This window comes from Corynebacterium meridianum, assembly GCF_016342265.1.
Lineage (GTDB): Bacteria > Actinomycetota > Actinomycetes > Mycobacteriales > Mycobacteriaceae > Corynebacterium > Corynebacterium meridianum.
Genome location: NZ_JAEIOS010000011.1, coordinates 282,478 through 304,542, shown reverse-complemented (window position 1 = coordinate 304,542; position 22,065 = coordinate 282,478). Strand labels below are relative to the sequence as shown.

20 protein-coding genes and 7 tRNA genes are annotated in these 22,065 nt (G+C 66.0%); 16 read left to right on the top strand and 11 right to left on the bottom strand.

The genetic code is table 11. The annotated features are described in order from the left end of the window. The first annotated feature begins 330 nt into the window (after positions 1-330). Entirely contained in the window at positions 331-2,304 is a 1,974-nt protein-coding gene (dxs, locus tag JDV75_RS04605) for a 1-deoxy-D-xylulose-5-phosphate synthase (protein WP_198738060.1), read from the top strand. 12 nt (positions 2,305-2,316) lie between these two features. Here the strand turns inward: dxs and JDV75_RS04600 are convergent, their stop codons facing one another. Continuing rightward, positions 2,317-3,522 (bottom strand): HRDC domain-containing protein, encoded by a 1,206-nt coding sequence (locus JDV75_RS04600; protein ID WP_198738059.1) that lies wholly within the window; start codon positions 3,520-3,522, stop codon positions 2,317-2,319. Between the two features lie 376 nt (positions 3,523-3,898). Here JDV75_RS04600 and JDV75_RS04595 point away from each other — a divergent pair, with 376 nt between their 5' ends. Genes JDV75_RS04595 through JDV75_RS04580 form a run of 4 tightly spaced genes read left to right on the top strand, consistent with a single transcriptional unit; the run spans position 3,899 to position 7,619 of the window. Continuing rightward, positions 3,899-4,903 carry a siderophore ABC transporter substrate-binding protein gene (locus JDV75_RS04595; protein WP_198738058.1) on the top strand — a complete coding sequence of 335 codons (1,005 nt, stop codon included), beginning with the start codon at positions 3,899-3,901 and terminating at the stop codon, positions 4,901-4,903. A 10-nt stretch (positions 4,904-4,913) separates the two neighbouring features. Continuing rightward, positions 4,914-5,855, top strand: coding sequence for an ABC transporter permease (locus tag JDV75_RS04590; protein WP_198738057.1), 942 nt, complete (start codon positions 4,914-4,916; stop codon positions 5,853-5,855). Next, positions 5,842-6,867, top strand: a complete 1,026-nt coding sequence (locus tag JDV75_RS04585; RefSeq protein WP_248095052.1) for an iron chelate uptake ABC transporter family permease subunit — start codon at positions 5,842-5,844, stop codon at positions 6,865-6,867. Before JDV75_RS04590 ends, JDV75_RS04585 begins: the two co-directional genes overlap by 14 nt. Beyond that, positions 6,864-7,619, top strand: a complete 756-nt coding sequence (locus tag JDV75_RS04580) for an iron ABC transporter ATP-binding protein (RefSeq protein ID WP_198738055.1) — start codon at positions 6,864-6,866, stop codon at positions 7,617-7,619. The genes JDV75_RS04585 and JDV75_RS04580 overlap by 4 nt, the downstream gene beginning before the upstream one ends. 15 nt (positions 7,620-7,634) lie before the next feature. Here the strand turns inward: JDV75_RS04580 and JDV75_RS04575 are convergent, their stop codons facing one another. Beyond that, the gene (locus JDV75_RS04575; protein WP_198738054.1) at positions 7,635-8,276 is read right to left on the bottom strand and encodes a DUF3000 family protein; all 642 of its coding nucleotides are present in this window, start codon (positions 8,274-8,276) and stop codon (positions 7,635-7,637) included. Positions 8,277-8,462: 186 nt separating this feature from the next. Here JDV75_RS04575 and hemQ point away from each other — a divergent pair, with 186 nt between their 5' ends. Beyond that, positions 8,463-9,164, top strand: coding sequence for a hydrogen peroxide-dependent heme synthase (gene hemQ, locus JDV75_RS04570; protein ID WP_336244296.1), 702 nt, complete (start codon positions 8,463-8,465; stop codon positions 9,162-9,164). A gap of 75 nt (positions 9,165-9,239) precedes the next feature. On the opposite strand, the gene msrB is transcribed toward hemQ, so the two are convergent. The 9 genes from msrB to JDV75_RS04525 form a co-directional block, all read right to left on the bottom strand. Continuing rightward, entirely contained in the window at positions 9,240-9,653 is a 414-nt protein-coding gene (gene msrB, locus JDV75_RS04565) for a peptide-methionine (R)-S-oxide reductase MsrB (protein ID WP_198738053.1), read from the bottom strand. Continuing rightward, positions 9,628-10,974: a glycosyltransferase family 87 protein gene (locus JDV75_RS04560; protein WP_248095048.1), complete on the bottom strand. Its 1,347-nt coding sequence runs from the start codon at positions 10,972-10,974 to the stop codon at positions 9,628-9,630. The genes msrB and JDV75_RS04560 overlap by 26 nt, the downstream gene beginning before the upstream one ends. Positions 10,975-11,004: 30 nt before the next feature. Then, on the bottom strand, positions 11,005-11,772 hold the full coding sequence (locus tag JDV75_RS04555) for a pyrimidine reductase family protein (protein WP_198738052.1): 768 nt from the start codon (positions 11,770-11,772) through the stop codon (positions 11,005-11,007). A gap of 104 nt (positions 11,773-11,876) precedes the next feature. Then, positions 11,877-11,952, bottom strand: a tRNA-Gly gene (locus JDV75_RS04550). 32 nt (positions 11,953-11,984) lie between these two features. Continuing rightward, a tRNA-Val gene (locus tag JDV75_RS04545) sits at positions 11,985-12,056 on the bottom strand. Between the two features lie 30 nt (positions 12,057-12,086). Further along, positions 12,087-12,159, bottom strand: a tRNA-Gly gene (locus JDV75_RS04540). A 33-nt stretch (positions 12,160-12,192) separates the two neighbouring features. Beyond that, positions 12,193-12,264: transfer RNA gene (locus tag JDV75_RS04535), tRNA-Val, on the bottom strand. Between the two features lie 13 nt (positions 12,265-12,277). Next, positions 12,278-12,351 (bottom strand) — tRNA-Cys (locus JDV75_RS04530). Positions 12,352-12,381: 30 nt separating this feature from the next. Further along, positions 12,382-12,454 (bottom strand) — tRNA-Gly (locus JDV75_RS04525). A 304-nt stretch (positions 12,455-12,758) separates the two neighbouring features. Here JDV75_RS04525 and JDV75_RS04520 point away from each other — a divergent pair. From JDV75_RS04520 to JDV75_RS04475, 10 genes are all read left to right on the top strand, one after another. Next, positions 12,759-12,830 (top strand) — tRNA-Val (locus JDV75_RS04520). A gap of 465 nt (positions 12,831-13,295) precedes the next feature. Continuing rightward, positions 13,296-13,817 (top strand): copper resistance CopC family protein, encoded by a 522-nt coding sequence (locus JDV75_RS04515; protein WP_336244295.1) that lies wholly within the window; start codon positions 13,296-13,298, stop codon positions 13,815-13,817. 30 nt (positions 13,818-13,847) lie between these two features. Beyond that, the gene (locus JDV75_RS04510; RefSeq protein ID WP_232958171.1) at positions 13,848-14,543 is read left to right on the top strand and encodes a copper chaperone PCu(A)C; all 696 of its coding nucleotides are present in this window, start codon (positions 13,848-13,850) and stop codon (positions 14,541-14,543) included. Between the two features lie 97 nt (positions 14,544-14,640). After that, the gene (locus JDV75_RS04505) at positions 14,641-15,942 is read left to right on the top strand and encodes a Dyp-type peroxidase (RefSeq protein WP_198738049.1); all 1,302 of its coding nucleotides are present in this window, start codon (positions 14,641-14,643) and stop codon (positions 15,940-15,942) included. Between the two features lie 310 nt (positions 15,943-16,252). Further along, positions 16,253-18,238 carry a threonine--tRNA ligase gene (gene thrS, locus JDV75_RS04500; RefSeq protein ID WP_232958170.1) on the top strand — a complete coding sequence of 662 codons (1,986 nt, stop codon included), beginning with the start codon at positions 16,253-16,255 and terminating at the stop codon, positions 18,236-18,238. Then, the gene (locus JDV75_RS04495; RefSeq protein WP_198738047.1) at positions 18,210-18,836 is read left to right on the top strand and encodes an ATP adenylyltransferase; all 627 of its coding nucleotides are present in this window, start codon (positions 18,210-18,212) and stop codon (positions 18,834-18,836) included. Before thrS ends, JDV75_RS04495 begins: the two co-directional genes overlap by 29 nt. Further along, entirely contained in the window at positions 18,829-19,479 is a 651-nt protein-coding gene (gene pgsA, locus JDV75_RS04490; RefSeq protein WP_198738046.1) for a phosphatidylinositol phosphate synthase, read from the top strand. Before JDV75_RS04495 ends, pgsA begins: the two co-directional genes overlap by 8 nt. 13 nt (positions 19,480-19,492) lie before the next feature. Next, positions 19,493-20,467 (top strand): phosphatidylinositol mannoside acyltransferase, encoded by a 975-nt coding sequence (locus JDV75_RS04485; protein WP_198738045.1) that lies wholly within the window; start codon positions 19,493-19,495, stop codon positions 20,465-20,467. Further along, complete coding sequence (locus JDV75_RS04480; RefSeq protein WP_198738044.1) at positions 20,464-21,588, top strand: glycosyltransferase family 4 protein; 1,125 nt, start codon at positions 20,464-20,466, stop codon at positions 21,586-21,588. Before JDV75_RS04485 ends, JDV75_RS04480 begins: the two co-directional genes overlap by 4 nt. Continuing rightward, entirely contained in the window at positions 21,582-22,046 is a 465-nt protein-coding gene (locus JDV75_RS04475) for a LemA family protein (RefSeq protein WP_198738043.1), read from the top strand. Before JDV75_RS04480 ends, JDV75_RS04475 begins: the two co-directional genes overlap by 7 nt. Positions 22,047-22,065: the final 19 nt, after the last annotated feature.

Here is a 22,065-nt window from a genome sequence, read left to right as displayed (position 1 = left end):
GCGTCGATTTCCGAGGCGGGGAATCCCCGTCCCCTGATGGCAGCTGCCGACGCCCACGGGGTAGGATTGACGGAACAATCGCACCCGGGTTTCCCGCGGCATTCCGACAGCTGCGGTCCAGCCGGACCCAGCTACCACGGTGTGGGTCGGTGACGGACCACGCCACGGGTACCGGCGGGGACCGCAGTGTCCCTGATGCGGGGCGGTGACTCGAGTGCGAACGAGTTGTCCCACGACCACGCCGTTCCCAGCCGGACGGCACGCCCGACCCGGGTTCCCGGCCACCCACCGACCGAGCCCAATGAAAGAAAAGGTGTCTGACTCACGCCAATGGAGATCCTCAACCGCATCCACGCTCCCGCTGACCTCCGCACCCTCAGTGATCTCGAGCTCGAGGGATTGGTGGTGGAGATTCGCGACTTCCTCGTGGAGAAGGTCTCCGCAACCGGTGGACACCTCGGGCCCAACCTCGGCGTCATCGAACTGACCATCGCGCTGCACCGGGTGTTCGACTCCCCGGATGATCCGATGATCTTCGACACGAGCCACCAGTCCTACGTGCACAAGATCCTCACGGGGCGTGCGGACCGGTTCGACTCGCTGCGGCAGAAGGGTGGTCTGTCGGGCTACACCAGCCGGAGCGAGAGCGAGCACGACTGGACGGAGTCATCCCACGCGTCGGCGTCACTGAGCTACGCCGACGGACTGGCCAAGGCATTCGAGATCACCGGTCAGACCGATCGCACCGTCGTCGCGGTGGTGGGCGATGGCGCCCTCACCGGCGGCATGTGCTGGGAGGCCCTCAACAACATAGCGGCGGGGTACGACCGCAGGGTAGTGATCGTCGTCAACGACAACGGTCGCAGCTATTCGCCCACCATCGGGGGGCTAGCCGAGAATCTCGCCTCGCTGAGGATGCAACCCTTCTACGACCGTGTCATGGAACAGGGGAAAACCACCCTGAATTCGATGGGGTGGGTTGGACGACGGACGTTCGAGGCGCTCCGCACGGTCAAGGAGAGTGTCAGGCACTCGGTAATCCCCAGCGAGATGTTCCCCGAACTGGGGATGAAGTACATCGGTCCGGTCGACGGACACGACCTGGAGAGCCTGGAGAATGCCTTCCGCTACGCGCGGGAACACCAGGGACCGATCATCGTGCACTGCGTGACCGAGAAGGGCCGCGGCTACGCGCCCGCGGAGAACAACGTCGCCGACCTGATGCACTCCACCGGAGTCATGGACCCCGCGACGGGGCTGGCGGTGGGTGTCTCAGCCCCCGGTTGGACGGGGTTGTTCGCCCGTGATCTCGTCGAGATCGGTGCGGAGAGGGACGACATCGTCGCGATCACGGCGGCGATGGCGGGCCCCACTGGCCTGGCCAGGTTCGGGGAAGCCTATCCGGACCGTTTCTTCGATGTAGGTATCGCGGAACAGCACGCGCTGACCTCTGCGGCCGGTCTCGCGCTGGGGGGCCTGCACCCGGTGGTGGCGGTCTACTCGACCTTTCTCAACCGGGCGTTCGACCAGCTGCTGATGGATGTGGCACTCCTCGGATTACCCGTCACGCTGGTGCTCGACCGGGCGGGCGTCACCGGCTCGGACGGAGCGAGCCACAACGGGGTGTGGGACATGGTGGTCACGGGCATCGTCCCGGGCATCCGGGTGGCCGCGCCCCGCGACGGTCGGCAGTTGTCGGAGCTGCTCCGCGAGGCCACGGACATCGACGACGGTCCCACCGTCGTCCGCTTCCCGAAAGGCCCGTTGCCCGACGAGCTCACGGCGGCATTCACGCTCGGTGACGGGGTGGATGTTCTCGTCTACTCGGATTGCGTCGACCCGGAGGCGGATCCGAACGCGGCCGAGAACGACGATCCCGCAGCGCCCTCCGTTCTCATCGTCTCCGTGGGAGCGATGGCGCACACCGCGGTCGCGGCGGCGACCGAGCTGAGGGAGCGTGGCGTGGACGTGACCGTCGTCGACCCAAGGTGGGTGATCCCCGTGGCGCCGTCGATCCTAGCGCTGGCCGCCGACCACGATCTCGTGGTCACGCTCGAGGACGGGGTAATCCACGGAGGAATCGGATCCCTGATCTCCGAGGCGCTCGGCGCCAGTGAGATCGATACCCCGCTCCGGCGTCTCGCCGTCCCGGAACGGTTCCTCGAGCACGCCTCCCGTGGGGAGATTCTGCGGGAACTCGGTCTGGACGCGGACGGGGTGGTCGTGCAGGTCGAATCCTGGCTCCGGACCATCGGCTTCGGTGAATCTCCGGTGGAACCGGAGGCGCCGGGCGGCGACGCCTGATCCACGTTTTACTCAGAGCAGCTCGCGGGCCAGCACCGGAACCGTGAGTTCGACCTGCCAGGGTCGGGCCTCCAGCGCCTGCAGGTGGTCCACCAGCTGTCCGGTCGACCGGATCCGGCCGGTCTCAACCGTGTGCCACACGACCGCCCTTAGGGTGGCGGGGGCGAGAATGTTCTCCACCGGCACCTCGACCTCACCGGAGACCTCCGAGAGAACCTCCCGGGCCCGCGACAGGCTTTCCTTGACCTCCGGGTAGGAAGCCAGCGCCGATCGCCCCGGCACATGGTCGGAATCGTGTCGTGGGGGTTCGGGCCAGGTGGCGCGGGGACTCCGCCGGGCTTTGTCGATGACGGACATCCATCGGGTCCGCGCCCGTTCATCGCGCCTCGGAAAGCCACTGATGGTGGCGAGATCCCCGCTTGATCCGGGGAGTCTGCGCGCGATCTCGATCATGGTCCGCGTCTTCAGTATCCGGTGGACCGCACAGTCGCGTTGCCGTGCGATCCGGTCCCGCTCAAGCCACAGCTCCCGCACGACCGCGCGTTGCTCGGGGCGATTCAGCCCGTTTACCCCCTTGGCCTGCGTCCACGTCGCGGGTTCGACCGGAGTGCTCGGCCCGTGGGTTCGTCTGATGTGCTGGAATTCCTGTACCGCCCAGTCCAGCTTTCCGGCGGCGTCGAGTATCTCCGCCATCGCCTCGGCGAGCTCGTTGAGCAGCTCGACGTCCAGGGCTGCGTAGTCCAGCCACTCGGCAGGTAGCGGTCTCGTCGACCAGTCCTCCTGCCCGTGGCCCTTGGACAGGGTGAAACCGAGGATGTCCTCTACCATCGCGGCCAGGTTGACTCGGTGAATTCCCGCGAGCCTGCCGGCGAGCTCGGTGTCGAACAGATCGGCGGGATAGAGTCCGAGCCGGGCCAGGCACGGCAGATCACTGGGGGCGGCGTGGATGACCCATCCCGCGGAGTTGAGGACAGGGGCGAGTGCCTCCCGGAGCTCGGCGCGCCGCCCCTCCGGGTCGATGAGTATGGTTCCGGTGTCGCGTCGGCGCAGCTGGACCAGAAACGCCCGCTCGTCATAGCGGTAGCCGGAGGCGCGTTCGGTGTCGATGGCGATGGGGCCACGTCCCGAGGCCAGGGCGTCCGCGGCGTCGCTGAGTGCTCCGGCGGAGTCGATCAGAGCCGGAGTTCCCCCGGTGGGTGAGATCAGCGGTACAGGCATGACACCCAAGTGTAGTGGGCGAGATCCCGCTCATGGTCCACCCAGGGGATCGTGTGAACATTTCCGATCCAGGCCAGGATACGTTTAGCCTATGTTAAGAAAAGTGAACGTTCGGGGGTGGTCACGCCGGATGCGATGTCTCGCGGTGGAGAGCTCAGGGGAGCCTGCGCTATCCTGGCACGGCCGTCCACAAATGGATTGATGTTGTGCCGTTCGTTCGACTGTGTGCCGTCAGATCGACGAATGGCTCTCTGTTTGCGTGCGGTATGTACATGGGGCGCCCCGTCGATGCGTGGTACCGGTTGATTCCGGTGCCGCCCAATGGTGTGAGAAGGGTGGCCCCGACATCGCGATCAGCTGAAGGAAAAGGAAGAACATGACAATCAGGACCCGTGTCACCGCTGTTGCGGTGGTCGCAGCATTCGCACTCGCAGGTTGCTCGTCCGCCGGCGATGACGCAGACCAGAACGCCACCACCGGTTCCAGCAGCGCCAGCTCGGCTGCCGCTAAGGCGGACGACGGGAAGGTCGCGGCCCAGTACCCCGTCACGGTGAAGCACCGGCAGGGCGAGACCGAGATTGAATCTGAACCGCAGAGGATCGTCGTCATGAACTACTCCGGCGTCGACTACCTGGTCTCGCTCGGCTACGGCGACCGCATCGTCGGTGTCACCTCCGCCGGCGCTCCTCCGGAGATCCTCAAGGGTTTCGAGGACAAGCAGACCATCGGTTCCTTCCGTGAGCCCGACTACGAGGCCATCGCCTCCCTCGAACCGGACCTGATCGTCATCGGCGGCCGCACGGCCGGTACCTATGAGCAGATGTCCGAGATCGCCCCGACGATCGACGTCACGGTCGAGTACGACGACTACCTCGAGTCCAACGCCGAATCCGCCGAGATGGTCGGCGCCGCATTCGGTGTCGGCGACAAGGCCGAGGAGAAGGGCGAGGAGCTCGAGAAGAAGGCCGACGACTACAAGGAGAAGATCTCCGCCGGTGCGCCGACCGCGCTCGTAATCATGACCAACGGCGGAGAGCTGTCGACCTACTCCGAGGAGTCCCGCTTCGGCATGATCTTCGACCTCGGCTACACCCCCGCGGCGAAACTGGACGAAGCCGGGCCGCACGGTGATCCCGTGAGCTTCGAGTTCGTGGCGGACGCCGACCCCGACTACCTCTTTGTCGTCGACCGGGACTCTGCGATCGGGCGTGACGGGAACACCGCCGAGGCGACCCTGGACAACGAGCTGATCAACAACACGAAGGCTGCCAGGAACGGCAACATCGTCTACCTGAACTCCAACGACTGGTACCTCGTCGTCGGTGGGCTGACCACGATGTCCAAGATGATCGACGCCGCAGGCTCCGCGTACAAGGGCTGACCCCGAGGAAATGAGATTCAACTCAACGACGCTGCTGCTTCCCGCGGTACTGACGCTGGCGGCACTGTCCGCCGTCAGTCTGCTGGTTGGCGTCGCCGACTCCGAATGGCGGATCATGGTGGTCTCGCGGATACCGCGGACCGTCGCCATCCTGCTCTCGGGTGCGACCATCGCCGTGGCCGGGCTGCTCATGCAGCTCCTGGCACGCAACCGGTTCGTCGAACCGTCGACGGTCGGCACGACGGAGTCCGCGGCACTCGGCCTACTTCTGGTCACCCTTTTCTTCCCGGCCGCGCCGATCGGGTGGAAGATGGTGGCGGCGTCGTTGACGGCTCTCGCGGGAACAGCCCTGTTTCTCGGGGCCATCCGGCGGATACCGAACCCCGGCCTGTTCACCGTCCCGCTGGTGGGCATCATGCTCGGCAGCGTCATCGGGGCGGTGGCCACCTTCATCGCCTACAACTACGGGCTGCTCCAGTCCCTCGGTTCATGGCAGTTGGGCAGCTACGCGGGCGTGCTCCGGGGTCGCTACGAGCTGCTGTGGATCATCGGGATCCTGGTGATCGTCAGCTACGTGGCCGCCGACCGATTCACGATCCTCGGACTCGGCCACTCCTACGCCGTCAACGCCGGCATCAACGCCCGCGCCGTGGAGGCGTTCGGTCTCGCCGTCGTCGCGGTCGTCTCCGCGGTGACGGTCACCGTCGTCGGCGCGATTCCGTTCCTCGGACTCGTCGTACCGAACCTGGTGAGCGCCGTGATGGGGGACAACACCAGGCGCTCCCTACCCTGGGTCGCCCTGGTCGGGGCGATGATGTGCATGGTCTGCGACATCCTCGGCCGGACGATCCGTTTCCCCTACGAGATGCCCGTCGGCACCGTCATGGGTGTCCTCGGAGCCGCCATCTTCCTGGCGATCCTGTACCGGAGGAATGCCCGTGTCCGCTGCTGAAACCGCGAGCCCGAACTCCCTCGCCGAGGCCCGGAGGGCCCGGCGCCGCAGGGCCGACAGATTCCGCACACTCCTCGTCACCGGACTGGTCCTGCTGTCCGTGCTGGGGGTCGTCTTCTTCCTGACCTGGGACCTTCCCTCGGCGTGGATGTTCGCGTTCAAACTGCGCTTCTCCACCGTCGCCGGTCTCGTGATCGTCGGCGTCGCGATCGGGGCGTCGACGGTGGTGTTCCAGACGATCACCGCGAACAGGATCCTTACACCCGCGTTGATGGGCTTCGACAGCCTCTATCTGCTCATTCAGACGATCATCGTCTACTGGCTGGGGTCGTTGTATTTCTCGACGGTGCCGTCCGCCGCGATGTTCCTGGTAAACACGGTCATCATGGTGGGATTCTCGCTCCTGCTGTTCGGGACGGTGTTCGCCGGCGGCCGCACCTCCATCGACCTGCTCCTGCTCATCGGGATCGTGGTCGGTGTGTTCTTCCGCTCGCTGTCCGCGCTGCTCCAGCGCATGCTGGACCCGGGGGAGTACCAGGTGCTCCAGGACGTGTTCTTCGCTACGTTCTCGGTGGTCGACAAGAACCTGCTGCCCTGGGCGGGGTTGGTGACCCTCGTGTGCGTCGGGATCTTCCTGCGTCGCCGCAGGCAGCTCGACGTACTGCTGCTCGGGCGGGACACCGCGGTGTCTCTGGGGGTGAACCACCGCCGTGAGGTGATCACGGCCCTCGTGCTGTGCTCCGTGCTGGTCAGTGTGTCCACGTCGCTCGTTGGGCCGGTGACCTTCTTCGGGCTCCTCGTCGCCAATCTCGCATACCTGCTGGTCCGGAGCGACCGGCACGGGTGGACGATTCCCGTGGCATCCGCGCTGGGCGTCGTGTTCCTCGTCGTCGGCCAGTGGGTGCTCGGCCGACTCTTCTCCTTCGACACCTCACTGTCGGTGATCATCGAGTTCGCCGGCGGAATGCTGTTCCTCTACCTGCTGCTGTCAAAGAAAGGCCTGGGCCGTTGATCCGGATTTCCGGTGTGACCAAGACATACGACTCCGAGAAGGTCGTCGATGACGTCAGCGTGGACATCCCAGCCGGGGGAGTGACCAGCGTCATCGGCCCCAACGGCGCAGGCAAGTCGACCCTGCTCGGAATAGTGAGCCGGCTGATCCAGTCCGACGGTGGGTCGGTGAGCGTCGACGGGCACGACGTGTCGACCACCCCGTCGAAGAAGCTCTCCCGGATCCTCTCCGTGCTCCGCCAGGACAACCGGGTGGCCGTACGACTGACCGTGCGGGAACTCGTCGCCTTCGGTCGCTTCCCGCACAGCGCCGGGCGGCTGACACGGGAGGACGAGGAAGCGATCGATCGGGCCATGGCGTACCTGGAACTCGAGGAGTTCTCGGAGCGCAACCTCGATGAACTCTCCGGCGGTCAGCGGCAGCGCGCCTTCGTCGCGATGGTGCTCGCCCAGGAGACCGACTACATCCTGCTCGACGAGCCGCTCAACAACCTCGACATCAAGCACTCGCTCGCGATGATGAAGCTGCTGCGCCGGACGGCGGAGGACTTGGGACGCACCGTCGTCGTGGTGATCCACGACATCAACTTCGCGGCCGCGTACTCAGACCGGATTCTCGCCATGAAGGACGGGCGGCTGGTGCACAGCTGCACGCCCGCCGAGCTGATGACCACGGAGAACCTGGCCTCCCTCTACGACGTCGATCTGACTGTCACGGAAGTGGCTGGCCGGCCGGTGGCCGTGTACTTCTGAGCGGGGGAACGCCGCTCAGGACCGGGGAGTGCCGCGGAGATTGGTGAGCGGGATGACACCCTCCGGAGGCAGTCCGGCGACATGTCCGAGCAACTCGCCGAAAGCGGTGACGTGGCCCGACAGATCGTCGTCGACGGCCGTCCACGAGGCCCGCATCTCCACCTGGAAAGCGCGGGGTGGGCCACCGATGTCCCCGAACCGCACCGAGGCGGTCGACGTGACCGTACCGCCGAGGTTCGTGTAGGTGGCACCGGAATGCCCGAGGGATTCCTTCAGCCAGTCCCAGGCGACATCGGGAAGGAGTGGGTCAGCCGCCACAGAATCATCCATGTCCGCCTGAATGTAGGCGACGAGACGCATCCTGCCTTCCCAGGTTTCCTCGGCACCGGGATCATGGAGAAGGATGAGTCGACCGAAGGCGTCGCCCTCGCTGTCCGTCGCGACCCCGTCCCCGTCCGTGGGGCGTTCCACCTCAAGGCCCACGGCATGGCTGTACGGGGCGAGCCGCTGAGGTGGACGGATCGTCCCCAGTGTCACCTCTGGGCGGAGCTGTGCGCGGTGCATCGACTCGACAGCCTCATTGAACAGCTGCGGTGAGTCGGTATCGGCCGATGTCCCGGCGGCCGCGGGATGCTTGGGGGCTTCGGATTCGGTCACGGTTCCCAAATTAACCCTCTCCGACGTGACGGACGTGGAGGCGCGCCGACCGGGGTGGTGGCGGCAGGGGCCGGACAACCAACTTATGATGGAGGGCAGCGGCCGTCGCAGGGCACCACGTGTCGACGGCGTCCACCGGAGGCCCCGCGACGGGGACCACCCCACCACGAAAGGAGCCCGAACACCGTGGCCCAGCGCAAGGATTTCGAGAAACTCAACTCGATGCAGCAGTACTCCCAGTTCGCCACCTTCCGGATCATTCCCGGGGCCCTCGGCGATGACCGGACGCAGGCGGTCGCGGACACCAGAGAGTTCTTCCGTGGGCTCGGGGAGGGGCCGGTGACCGTTCGCGGAATCTACGACATCTCCGGACTCCGGGCGGAGGCCGACGTGATGATCTGGTGGCACTCCGAGGAGATCGAGGACATCCAGCGGGCGTACAACGACTTCCGCCGCACCACGACCCTCGGCCGGTGCACTGAGCCGTTCTGGACCGGTACCGCGCTGCACCGCCCGGCGGAGTTCAACAAGTCCCATCTCCCGAGCTTCATCATGGGGGAGGATCCGGGGCGCTGGATCTCGGTCTACCCCTTCGTCCGTTCCTACGACTGGTACCTGCTCGACGACGCCGAGCGTCGGAAGATCCTCGTCGAACACGGAATGGCCGCACGTGACTTCCCGGATGTGCGAGCCAACACAGTGCCCGCGTTCTCCCTCGGTGACTACGAGTGGATCCTCGCCTTCGAGGCCCCGGAGATGCACCGTATCGTCGATCTGATGTACCGGATGCGGTACACCGAGGCGCGTCGACACGTCCGCGAGGAGATCCCGTTCTTCTCCGGCCGTCGCGTCGACGACGTCGAGGAGATCATCTCGGTCCTCCCGTGACCGTGACCTGAACCGACCTGGACGAACTGCGCCCGTCTGCCCCGGAGGGGCGGCGGGCGTCTTTTCTGCACGGTGTTAGGTGACGGGCTTCTCATCGAGGGTGAGGCAGATTGAGTTGATGCAGTACCGCTGATCCGTGGGGGTGTCGTATCCCTCGCCGGTGAATACGTGTCCGAGATGTGATCCGCAGGTCGCGCAGAGTACCTCGACGCGGGGCCGCCCGGGCAGCGAGGTGTCCCGACGTTCGATGACGCGGTCTTCGGCCAGGGGGGAGAAGAACGCGGGCCAGCCGCAGTGCGCCGCGAACTTCTCCGTCGAGCGGAAGAGCTCCGTTCCGCACGCGCGGCAGGAATACACGCCCTCGGTGAAGGTGTCGGTGTACTCGCCGGTGTGCGGTGCCTCGGTTCCGGAGCCCCTGAGTACCCGGTACTCCTCGGCGCTCAGTCGCCGGCGCCACTCGTCGTCACTGATCAGTTTGAAGTCGGTCATCGTCATCTTTCCGGTTGCGGTCCGGGTGGGGTACTCCCGGGGTGCGGATGGGGTGGGCCGGGACAGTCGGGGGTTCCGATGCGGTGGCCGCCCGGCCGTCGCGTTCCTGCCACCACCAGACCACCGCGGCGACGGTGATCGTCAGCACGATCAGCGCCCAGCCCACCGTGGGCTTGAGATAGTGCATCGCCCGGCCGAGGTCCAACCATTCGTCGGAGAACCACACATCGGCGGACAGGAAACAGTAGACGGCGATCCAGGCCACGGGGGAGTGCATCGCGGAGCGACGGAGCAGCACCGTGAACAAAAGGGGGAACAGCAGCATCGAATAGTACATCTGCCCGAGGGAGGAGAGCAGGAAGACGCCGGCGAGCAGCAGCCCGCTCGTGGTGCTGACCCAGAGCAGGGGATCGGTGTACCGCCAGCGCAGGAGAACGACCACTCCCACGGCGACCACGGCGGCGAAGAAGAAGAACCAGAACTTCTCCTGCCACCACGGCATGCCGTAGTAGGTTGCGATGCCGGGCAGCGAGCTGTTGGCGTAGTCCCGCACCTCGCCGAGGTACGGCATGGTCCGGGTGACGTAGTCGCCGGCACCGGGAACGATCGGCCAGGCGACGACGTTCATGATCACGGGGACCAGTACACCGGTGCCGACGGTGCGCCAATTCAACTTGACGAGGGGGAGAAAGAGCAGGGGGGCGAAGATCGGCTTGATGAGGATGGCGAGACCGATGAGGAGGCCGGCCGCCCACCGCCGCTCGTGGAGCAGGCAGTAGAGGTACCCGGCGAAGGCGAGGAGCAGGACGCCGTTGATGTTCGAGAACACCAGTGTGTTCCGGACCGCCTCCGTGAGGAACGCGAAGAACACGGCCCCGGGGTACACGGCCGAGGAAAGGGCGTAGCCGAACATCCGGGTGAGTACACCGAGGCCCGCCACGATCGCCGCCGCGTTGAGGCAGATGAACCACATCCTGGCGGAATCGAAGTCCGTCAGGAGACCGAGCGGTGACAGTGCGAGCGTGGCGCCCGGGGAGTACAGGTAGTGGGGATCGACGTGATGGTAGACCTCGTTGTAGATCGGAACACCGTCGTGGAACCTGCGGAGAGCGAAATAGACCGTGGAGAAGTCGTCGGTCACCGACCCGTTGACGGACAGCACTAGGATGCGGTGGATGATCAGCATGAGCGACAGTGGCCAGAAGACCATACGGGCGACACGATCGAAACCGGTGGATCTGGGCGTCGGAGTCGTCGGGGACACCCGCGGGCCGGGTGAGGTCCAGAGCGTGGTCAAACGGGAGTGGGCTAGGTCGGTCACCGCCCCACCATACCGCGGAGAGACCGCTGATCAGGGAACGCGACCGGAGTGTTTGCCGCTGTACCGGAGAAACACACACCCGTCCGACGTCGCCCTGATGCCCTCGAGCCGGAGGTGATGGCGTTCCGGAGGGTCGCCCGCCCCGGTGCCCGGACCGGCGATCAACGGCGGATGAGCGGGCAGGCTGAGACTGGGATCGATGGTGATGTGGTGCACGTCGATCAGCTCGGCGCGCACCAGTTGCCCGAGCAGGCGCGCCCCACCCTCGCAGATGATCCTGCTGTACCCGAGGTCATGGAGACACTCAACCATCTCATCTGGTGTTCCGGTTCCCGTCGACACTATCCGGCCACCCGCAGCGGTGATCTCCTGTCGGGCACCCGACAGTGCAGGGTCTTGGCATGCGGAAGCCGGTGCGAGAATCAGCGGGGCCGCCTCGGTGCCGCGGAACAGCCTGGAATCCCGTGCCAGATTGAAGGAGCGGGTCACTACGGCGACAGGTGGTACCGGTTCCCGACCTTCAGCCCGCCTGCGGGACCGGTCGCGGCGGGCGACCGAAACACCGCCGTAGTTCTCGGCCCTGACGGTTTCCGCACCGACGAGGACGACGTCGCTCCAGATGCGTAGGGCCTGGAGAAGTGTCGTATCGGTGCCGTTACCCAGTGCGCCCGACGTTCCGGACATCGCGGTGGCCCCGGTCAGCGTGGTGGCTGACACGGCCCGAATCTGGTTGTGTCCCGTCGGTTCCACCGGTCCGATCAGCTCCGCCGGAGGGATTTCGGGGGGAAAATCGCTCATGGGGTGTGAGGGTAGTCGGTACGGGGACGCCCCGGAAGATGGTGGCGGAGTGGGTGGTGCAACGAGACAGCGGCCCGGGCGTTGTACGCCGGGCCGCTGCAGGGTGGAGCGGATGACGAGACTCGAACTCGCGACCCTCACCTTGGCAAGGTGATGCGCTACCAACTGCGCTACATCCGCATGCACTGTTTTAGGGAGCTGTGCTACTCCGGTGCGCGATACTGGGATCGAACCAGTGACCTCTTCCGTGTCAGGGAAGCGCTCTCCCGCTGAGCTAAACGCGCGGGAAGAAACACCGCGGACGGCATTTCCTGAGCGGATGACGAGACTCGAACTCGCGACCCTCACCTTGGCAAGGTGATGCGCTACCAACTGCGCTACATCCGCATGCACTGTATTTAGGGAGCTGTGCTACTCCGGTGCGCGATACTGGGATCGAACCAGTGACCTCTTCCGTGTCAGGGAAGCGCTCTCCCGCTGAGCTAAACGCGCAGGACTGTAAAACTGGAGGTGGAAACGGGAATCGAACCCGTGTGCACGGTTTTGCAGACCGTTGCCTCACCACTCGGCCATTCCACCGTGGCTGTGCAGGTACGAAAACCATACCAGAGCGGATGACGAGACTCGAACTCGCGACCCTCACCTTGGCAAGGTGATGCGCTACCAACTGCGCTACATCCGCATCGCAACAAACGCGTGGGTCCGTGGACCCGATGTGGTGCGAGACCAAACTCTAGCCCTAGTCGGGACCCGGGCACAAATCAGCAGCTGACGCGCCTGGGCCGGAGGTTGTCGACCACGGGCTTCCGGGACGGGCTCGACTGGGCCCTGCGGTGAGCTTCGTCGGGGAGCGGTGGCCGACCGTCGGCCGTGAAGTGCGGTCGGGTTGGTGTGGTGCTCGGTGGACTGGAGTGATCAACCAGCGGATTAGGTATGGACTCGGCAGCCGTGTTAGTTTTCTAGGCAGGCGAGCCACCCTCGTCCTAGGTCCCATGGCTCAGTGGAAGAGCGTTCCGTTCACACCGGAAAGGTCGCTGGTTCGATCCCAGCTGGGACCACCGCAAAACAGCCCGGACACCGCATGGTGTCCGGGCTGTTCCCGTATCCGTGGGAGCCTTCGGGGGAGAGGCAAGTCCCCGGCAGCAGGCGCGTACCATCGGTTGGGGGAAACAGACATGTGGTGGTTCCCCGGAGGTGACGCGGACGAACCGCAGAGCGCGGCTCCGGCGATCGGTCGGAGGATATCCCGGTGAGCATTGGCTTTGGGGTGGAACGACCTCCCCGGCCGGGCTTGCGGGAACTATTCCTCCGCCGTATCCGACTTCTGGAAGAGGCTCTCAAAAAAGGGGAGACGGTCCGCGTCCCACGACGGCGTCCCCGGCGCCACGGAACGCCACCCACCAACGACGATGGAGTTGATTGTGACCGGACACCACGGACATCGCTGCAGACGCAGCCACCGCAGGCGCGCGGCCGTTCTCGCTGCGACGGTTTGCACCCCCGTCGTGATCCTGGGGTGCCAGGTGGGTTTCGGACCGGAGTGGTCCGGCAGTTACGCCGTCGCGCACGACGTCGTCCTCGACTCGACGCCCGCGGACGGCGCCACGGTCGAGGAGTTTCCCCGTGAGATCGTCCTCGAGTTCTCGGGAATTCCCCGGGACAGTTTCAACACCGTGGCGGTGAGTGACACCACGACCGCAACCGTCCTGTTCAGCGATGAGCCGGTGCTGGAGAACCAGATCGTGCGGATAACCGTGCCCGATGACATCCACCCGGGACCGGGGGAGTACACGGTGGGTTTCCAGATCACCTCCTCCGACGGTCACGCCACCCGGGGAAGAACCACGTTCACGGTCTCCGACGGCGCCGCAGGCGCCTCCCGGGGATCCTCCGACACCTCGGAGATGACCGATCCGGGGCAATCCGCTGACAGTACCGGGTCAGCGGAGTCCTCACCGTCCGTCAACACCACTACCGCCGTCGCCGTCGGCGGCGGCCTGCTCCTGCTCCTAGCCGCAGGTCTGATCATCAAAAAGAGAAAGTGAGTTCACATGACCACCCGCACACTCAGCCGTATGTCCTTCGCAACCCTCGCTGTCGCGACGCTCGCGCTCGCAGGTTGCTCCGACTCCACCAAGGAATCCGTGGACGATGCCGCGTCAGCCGTCACCTCCGCGGCCGCCGAGGCCGGTGACGACGCCAAGGACGCGGCCAAGGATGCGGGGGACAAGGTGAAGGAAGGTGCCGCAGATGCCAAGGACGCCGCCGAGGCGGCGGGCAAGAAGGCGAAGGACAGCGCCGAGGACGCGCACAACGACACCATGGGGACCCTCACGTCCGAGGACGTCCACCTGCACGACGGATTCGTCAAGGCCATGCCCGCGGGCGCCGGTATGACGGCGATCTTCGGGACGTTGGAGAACCACACGGACCGCGAAATCAACCTGATCGGCTTCACCACATCACTCGGCGCGGCGGACTACGAGATCCACGAGGTCGTCGACGGCAAGATGCAGGAGAAGAAGGGGGGAATCACCATCAAGGCCGGTGGCGAGCACGTCCTCGAACCGGGTGCCGACCACCTGATGATCCTCAACCATGACTCCGCGATCGAGGCCGGAGCAACCGTCGACATCACCCTGAAGTTCTCCGACGGGTCGAAGGTCGTCGTCAGGGACGTTCCGGTCCGTGCGATCGCGGCCGGCGAAGAAGACTACGGTTCCGACTCGGCACACGGTGACCACGACATGGACCACAAGCACGACAAGTAGTCCCTGGTACGCCTCCCCGTCCCGGCACGCCCGGCCGTAGGCGGGGAAACCCAGACCAGCCCACAACCGCTTCACCCCGAAAGACCGGCGATATCTCATGCCCCACGAGAGCAAATCCTGTCCCGTTCCGCATTCCCTGACCCGCCGCGGATTTCTGGCGGGGCTGTCCGCGGGTGCCGCCGGAGCCGGCCTCGTCGCCTGCGCTCCACGCGCCACCGGTGATCTGGAACCGGGGGTCGTGGTACCCGGTGACCGTGAGGGCGAGGATTCGCGGCTCGGAAATGAGAAGGTCGCGTTCGGTGGAGAGCATCAGGCGGGTATAGCGACCCCGTTCCAGGCCCACCTGAATCTGGTCGCCTTCACGTTCCGCGGGGACGCGGACCGTGGTGCCGCCCGCCGGATCATGCGACTGTGGACGGAGGACGCCCGGCGCCTGTGCGAAGGTAGGGCGCCTCTGGGTGATCTCGAACCGGAGATGGTGGATGCCCCCGCGAACCTCACCGTCACCTGTGGCTTCGGCGGCACCTTCTTCGACATCATCGGGCGCCCGGAAGCCCGACCGGAATGGCTCGGGCCGCTCCCGGCGTTCTCCCGTGACCGGCTCGATGACCGCTGGGGTGAGGCCGACGTCGTACTGCAGCTGTGCTCCGATGATCCGGTGACGCTGTCCCACGCCACCCGCCACATGATCAGGGCCGGCGTCGATTACGTCTCGGTACGGTGGTTCCAGCAGGGTTTCCTCAACTCGGACGGGACCCGGCCGGACAATGCCACGCCGAGGAACCTGTTCGGTCAGAAGGACGGGACGGTGAACCCGCGGACTCGGGACGAGTTCGACGACATCGTCTGGATCGACGAGGGACCCGGTTGGCTCCGTGGCGGAACCGCACTGGTCGTCCGCCGGGTCGCGATGAACCTCGATGAATGGGAGATGCTCGACCGGAACTCGCGCGAGGTCGTCATGGGGCGCACGCTCGACAGCGGGGCACCGTTGACGGGCGAGCGGGAGTTCGACACGCCGGATTTCGCTGCGACGGACTCCTACGGTCTACCGGTGATCGATCCGGCGAGCCACATCGCGCGTTCCACGAACCCGGCCGATGCACCGCACCAGAAGATCCGGAGACGCGCCTTCAACTACGACCTGCCACCGGAACCCGGCAGCGGACAGACGTCGAACGCAGGACTGATCTTCATCTGTTTCCAGAAGAACCCCCTGGACCAGTTCGTGCCGATCCAGCGGCGGCTCGACGAGAAGGACAGGCTCAACCAGTGGATCACCCACATCGGTTCCGCGGTCTTCGCCTGCCCGCCCGGGGTGGCGGACGAGGAACGTGGAACAGGCCGGAACGACGCCGGGCGGGACGCCTACTGGGGAGCCACGCTGTTCGAGGATTGATCGGGCGGGCTAAGATGATGGCTGACAGTTCGGCCGGTCCGGTCCAACCGCCGTGACGCGTCGCGCCACGCGACGGTGAACCGGGTCGGCGTCGGTCCACCTGACGTCCTGGCGCGGGGGCCGTTCGCAACCGGTGAACACCGTTGCCGGACGGGACTGTCCCACCACCGTGAACGGGAGCCGGCCAGGTATGCCGGTCCCGCCGAGCGCAAGAAGGAGCGCGACCAGCATCGTGTGCACGACAGAAAACTCTCAACCCGGATCCCATCCGTCATTCCGAGTTCCCGCAGGGACCGCCGTCGGAGCGGCTATGCGCGAACTGGAACTCCCGAACAAGGGCGAGGACGCCATCGTCTGCGTCGCTGACGCGGACGGGACCCTGTTCGATCTCTCCCACGTTCCGGACGCGGACTCCGCGTTCTTCCCTGTCCCCGCCAACACCGAGGCCGGTCGATCGGTCATCCGGCACTCGTGCGCGCATGTTCTCGCACAGGCCGTCCAGGCGGAGTTCCCCGGCACGAAACTCGGGATCGGTCCCGCCATCGCCGGTGGGTTCTACTACGACTTCGACGCTGCGGAACCGTTCACCCCGGAAGATCTCCGCACGTTGGAGAAGCGGATGAAGAAGATCATCAAGTCGGGGCAGAAGTTCGAGCGTCGTGTCTACCCGACCCTCGACGCCGCCCGTGAGGAGCTCGCCGATGAGCCCTACAAACTCGAACTGATCCAGGACAAGGGGTCGGTTGACCCCGATTCGGATGAGGCCACCGAGGTCGGTGCGGGTGAGCTGACCGGTTACTACAACGTTAACCCGCGCACCGGGGAACCCGAGTGGTACGACCTCTGTCGTGGGCCCCACGTCCCGACGACGCGGTACATCCCGGCGTTCGCCCTGACCCGCAGCTCCGCGGCCTACTGGCGCGGCGACCAGCGCAACGCCGGGCTCCAGCGGATCTACGGTACGGCCTGGGAGACGAAGGAGGCCCTCGAGGAGTATCAGACGATGCTCGCGGAGGCGGAGAAGCGCGACCACCGACGTCTGGGTACCGAGCTCGACCTGTTCAGTTTCCCCGAAGAGATCGGATCCGGGTTCCCGGTGTTCCACCCGAACGGCGGCATCGTCCGCCTGGAGATGGAGGAGCACTCCCGCAGGCGGCACATCAACGCCGGCTACAGCTTCGTCAACACGCCGCACCTGACCAAGGGCGAACTGTTCGAGAAATCCGGTCACCTGGACTTCTACGCGGACGGTATGTTCCCGCCCATGCAGCTGGACGGCGAGACGGACGCCGACGGCAACGTGACCAAGCAGGCGCAGGACTACTACGCCAAGCCCATGAACTGCCCGATGCACAACCTGATCTTCGCGTCCCGCGGGCGCAGCTACCGGGAGCTGCCGCTGCGGCTGTTCGAGTTCGGTACCGTCTACCGCTACGAGAAGTCCGGCGTGATCCACGGTCTCACCCGCGCCCGGGGATTCACCCAGGACGACGCCCACATCTACTGCACCGAGGAACAGCTCGAAGCTGAGCTGACGACGGTCCTCGAATTCGTCATCTCCCTCCTCCGGGACTACGGTCTGGATGACTTCTACCTGGAACTGTCCACCCGTGACGACGAGAAGAGCGTCGGATCCGACGAGATCTGGGAGCGGTCCACCGCGATCCTGGAGCGGGTCGCGCACAACTCCGGACTGGAGCTCGTCCCGGATCCGGGTGGGGCCGCCTTCTACGGGCCCAAGATCTCCGTCCAGGCGAAGGACGCGATCGGGCGGACCTGGCAGATGTCGACCGTGCAGCTCGACTTCAACCTGCCCGAACGATTCAACCTCGAGTACACGGCCTCCGACGGAACCAAGAAGCGCCCGATCATGATCCACCGGGCCCTGTTCGGCTCCATCGAGCGGTTCTTCGGCGTCCTCCTGGAGCACTACGCCGGCGCGTTCCCAGCGTGGCTCGCTCCGCACCAGGTGGTCGGGATCCCCGTCGCCGATGACTTCGCACCCCACCTCGAGTCGGTCTGTTCACGGCTCCGTCTGGCCGGGGTCCGCGCCGAGGTGGACACCTCCGACGACCGCATGCAGAAGAAGATCCGCAACCACACCACCGGCAAGGTCCCCTTCATGCTTCTCGCCGGGGCCCGTGACGTTGAAGCCGGGGCGGTGAGCTTCCGCTTCCTGGACGGCAGCCAGGTCAACGGTGTCCCGGTCGACGAGGCGGTGAGCCTGATCACCTCCTGGGTGCGGGACCGGATCAACGATCAGCCGAATGAGGACCGCCTTGCGGAACGCCGCTGACGACGACCCGGTGTCCGATGGAACCATGATCGACCGCGGCGTGGGGGTCCCCGATCGCCTCGTTCGTCTCTGGGCGCCGTACCGGATGAGCTATATCGCCGATTCGGGTCCCGGGCGTCGTTCGGACACGGACCCCGGCCCGGACCGGAGGGACCCGTTCCTGAGGATCCCCGAGCTCGACGATGACGAGGGACTCATCGTCGCACGGGGGGAATCGGTCTACTGTCTACTCAACCTGTACCCATACAACTCCGGACACATGATGGTCGTTCCCTACCGGAAGGTGGCGAACCTCGAGGACCTCACCACGGAGGAATCAGGAGAGCTGATGATGTTCGCACAGACGGCCGTGAGAGCGGTGAAGTCGGTTTCGCATCCGGACGCCATCAACGTCGGGCTGAATCTCGGTAAGGCCTCCGGTGGCTCTGTCGGTGACCATCTCCACCTGCACATCGTCCCGAGGTGGGCCGGAGACGCCAGCTTCATGACCGTCATCAGCGGCACCAAGGTCCTGCCGCAGCTGCTGCGCGACACGAGGAGGCTCCTGGCGCAGGCGTGGGCGGAACTGGACGACGCACCGGGAGAAACCAATGCTTAGCGCGCGGGGTCGCCGTCCGGCGGCGGTCGTGGTGGAACCCGTGGCACGGGTGATGCTCCGGTTGGGGCTGTCCCCGAACACCATCACGGTGGCTTCGGCCTCGTTGACGATCGTCCTTGCCGTCGTCCTCATCCCCACCGGGCATCTTTTCGCCGCAGCCGTACTGACCGGCTTGTTCTCCGCGTTCGACATGATCGACGGAACAATGGCGCGGATGCGCGGGGGTGGCACGAAATACGGGGCGACGTTGGACGCCACCTGTGACCGGATAACCGACGGCGCGTTCTTCGGTGCGATCACCTGGTGGCTGATCTACACGCACCAGGCCGCGGCTCCGGTGGTCGTCGCAGCCCTCGTGGTGCTGGTGGGATCCCAGGTCATCTCCTACGTCAAGGCCCGCGGTGAAGCATCCGGGCTCAAGATCGTAGGGGGGCTCATCGAACGCCCGGAACGGCTTATACTCGGTCTCCTCGGTATCGGGCTGACCGGCCTCGGGGTTCCGTGGGCAATCGAAATCGCCCTGTCCGTCCTCGCGGTCGGCACGGTTCTCACCGTCATCCAACGACTCAGGTTCGCGGCACGGTCCACAGGTGCCACGGAGAAAACCGCACCACCGGCCGGAGCCCGCAGCTACAAGACCTAGGAGAGACCAGTTCATGGACTGCAACCACACCGATCCGGCCTCCCGCGGGTGGTTCACCGAGCTTGCGGGGGCGGTACGCTCCGGGGACCCGGCCGCCGTCGGTTACCTGCTCGGTTGGCGCGTGGTCCGGTGGTTGCCGGCTCCGGTCGCACGACTGTTGTTCAACATCGGCGCGGACATCGCCTCGGATCGGGGCCGGGGTATGGAGCAGCTCCGGGCGAACCTCAGCAGGGTCGTCGGGCCCGAGAACGTCACCCGGGACCTGGTCCGGGCCTCGGTCCGCTCCTACGCGCGCTACTGGTTGGAGGCCTTCCGGTTACCCGTCCTGGCGGAGAACGGTGAGCTGCTCGACAGGCTTGCGCCGAACGTCGTCGGGTTGACCACACTCGATGCCGCGGTGGCTTCGGACCGGGGGCTGGTGCTAGTCCTCCCGCACACCGGGAACTGGGACATGGCGGGGGTTCTGATGGCCCAACGGTACGGGAGCTTCACGACGGTGGCGGAGCGCCTGCGACCCGACGTCCTCTACGATGCGTTCGTCCGCTTCCGGACCGGACTCGGATTCGAGGTGCTCCCGCTGACCGGGGGCCCGGCACCTTTCCCGATACTCCGTGAGCGCCTGGAATCAGGAGGCGTCGTGTGCCTGATGGGGGAGCGCGACCTCAAGCGCACCGGTGTGCCGGTCAACTTCTTCGGCGAGACCGCGCGGATGCCCGGTGGTGCTGTCCGTCTCGCCCGGGAGACCGGTGCCGCGCTGCACGTCGCCCACAGCTACTTCACCCCGGACGGCTGGGGTTTCAGCGTCTCGGATGAGATCAGTGTGGACGGGGACCTCGATGCCGCCGTCCAGCGGATGGCGGACATCTTCGCCGCGAACATCGCGACCTACCCCGTCGATTGGCACATGCTTCAACCGCTGTGGCTGGCGGATCTCGATCCGGACCGCCTAGAGCGGGGTCTGGACCGGCGGGAAGGGCGCGGCGAATGAGAATCGGAGTGGTCTGCCCGTACTCCTTCGACGAGCCCGGTGGTGTCCAGGCCCACATCATCGATGTGGCGCGCAGGTTCATCGAGTCCGGCCACCACGTCGAGGTCATCGGTCCCTGTTCCCCGGACACCGAGGTCCCGGAGTTCGTGGTCCGGGGTGGTCGCAGTATTCCGTTCCGGTACAACGGGTCCGTCGCCCGCCTGTCCTTCGGTCCCCGGGTCGACCGACGACTCCGGCGTTTCATCCGGGAGGGGCACTTCGACGTTCTGCACATCCACGAACCGAACTCGCCGAGTTTCTCGATGGCCGCGTTACGGCTCGCGGAAGGCCCCATCGTCGCGACCTACCACGCCTCCTCGAGTGGGTCCCGACTGCTCCGTCTGGCGCTTCCGGTACTGCGCCCCATGCTGGAGAAGATCCGGGGTGGTATCGCCGTCTCGGAGATGGCGAGGAGATGGCAGGTCGAACAACTCGGCGGCGACCCGATCCTCATCCCGAACGGCGTCGACACGGCGTTCTTCGGGGCTGCGCGCGCCGACCACGAGCGGGCCGTGGCGGCCGGCCAGACGCCCGGACCCGCCGACCGCAGGCCCGAGATCGTGTTCCTGGGACGCATCGACGAGCCCCGGAAGGGCCTCGACATCCTGCTCCGGGCTCTCGCGAAGCTGGACCGGGACGTCCATTGCACCGTGATCGGCGGAGGGGCGCCGCGCTCCATGGATTCCGTCAGTTTCGTGGGCCGGGTCAGTGACGGGAAGAAGGCGGCGATCCTCGGCGCGGCGGACATCTACGTCGCCCCCAACACCGGGGGAGAGTCCTTCGGAATCGTTCTCGTGGAGGCGATGGCCGCGGGCGCCGCCGTCATCGCCAGTGATCTCGAGGCATTCGCCGCGGTCTGCGACGTGGAATCCGAGCATCCGGCCGGGCTGTTGTTCGCCGTCGGGTCCGACGGAGACCTCGCGGAGAAGCTCGGCACGCTCCTGGACGATGAGGAGCGCAGAAAGGCTCTGATCGAGGCGGGACACCGGAGAGCCGCGAAGTACGACTGTCGGGCGGTCGCCGACAAGGTGCTCGAGGTCTACCGGACCGTCGACGACGGCTCGGGGGTGCGACTGTGCTGATCGCCTGGATCGCCCTCGCGGTGCTGGCCACCGTATTCGTGTGCTGGTGCTACTTCACCGCGCAACGACTCAACCGACTGCACATCGGGACAGACGCCGCTCTGTCGAGCCTCCAGGCGGCCCTCGACCGGCGTGCCGATCTCGTCGGGGTCCTGGCCCCGGGCGCCGTCGATGACGCCCGCCGCGCAATCGATGTCCCCCTGGCCCCCGGACGATTCACCGAGCGTGCCCAACTGGAACACCGCATCAGCGACCATCTCCGGGACTTCGAGGGAGATCCCCCGGAACTCCTGGAGCGTGCCGTGTTCCGTGTGGACACCTCCTACCGTTTCTACAACGACTACGTCACCAGGACCCGGGCACTGCGCACCCGTCCACTCGTCCGCGTTCTCCGGCTCGGTGGAACCGCCCAGCTCCCGGAGTATTTCGCGTTGTCGCTCAACGACGGGGAGAACTGAATACCGCCCGATGAGGGCG

Bases quoted from the DNA above. Each gene is read 5' to 3' on its own strand.
- dxs (WP_198738060.1), top strand. From the start codon at position 331: ATGGAGATCCTCAACCGCATCCACGCTCCCGCTGACCTCCGCACCCTC.
- JDV75_RS04600 (WP_198738059.1), bottom strand. From the start codon at position 3,522: ATGCCTGTACCGCTGATCTCACCCACCGGGGGAACTCCGGCTCTGATC.
- JDV75_RS04595 (WP_198738058.1), top strand. From the start codon at position 3,899: ATGACAATCAGGACCCGTGTCACCGCTGTTGCGGTGGTCGCAGCATTC.
- JDV75_RS04590 (WP_198738057.1), top strand. From the start codon at position 4,914: ATGAGATTCAACTCAACGACGCTGCTGCTTCCCGCGGTACTGACGCTG.
- msrB (WP_198738053.1), bottom strand. From the start codon at position 9,653: ATGACCGACTTCAAACTGATCAGTGACGACGAGTGGCGCCGGCGACTG.
- JDV75_RS04555 (WP_198738052.1), bottom strand. From the start codon at position 11,772: ATGAGCGATTTTCCCCCCGAAATCCCTCCGGCGGAGCTGATCGGACCG.
- JDV75_RS04510 (WP_232958171.1), top strand. From the start codon at position 13,848: ATGTCCTTCGCAACCCTCGCTGTCGCGACGCTCGCGCTCGCAGGTTGC.
- JDV75_RS04505 (WP_198738049.1), top strand. From the start codon at position 14,641: ATGCCCCACGAGAGCAAATCCTGTCCCGTTCCGCATTCCCTGACCCGC.
- thrS (WP_232958170.1), top strand. From the start codon at position 16,253: ATGCGCGAACTGGAACTCCCGAACAAGGGCGAGGACGCCATCGTCTGC.
- JDV75_RS04495 (WP_198738047.1), top strand. From the start codon at position 18,210: ATGAGGACCGCCTTGCGGAACGCCGCTGACGACGACCCGGTGTCCGAT.
- pgsA (WP_198738046.1), top strand. From the start codon at position 18,829: ATGCTTAGCGCGCGGGGTCGCCGTCCGGCGGCGGTCGTGGTGGAACCC.
- JDV75_RS04485 (WP_198738045.1), top strand. From the start codon at position 19,493: ATGGACTGCAACCACACCGATCCGGCCTCCCGCGGGTGGTTCACCGAG.
- JDV75_RS04480 (WP_198738044.1), top strand. From the start codon at position 20,464: ATGAGAATCGGAGTGGTCTGCCCGTACTCCTTCGACGAGCCCGGTGGT.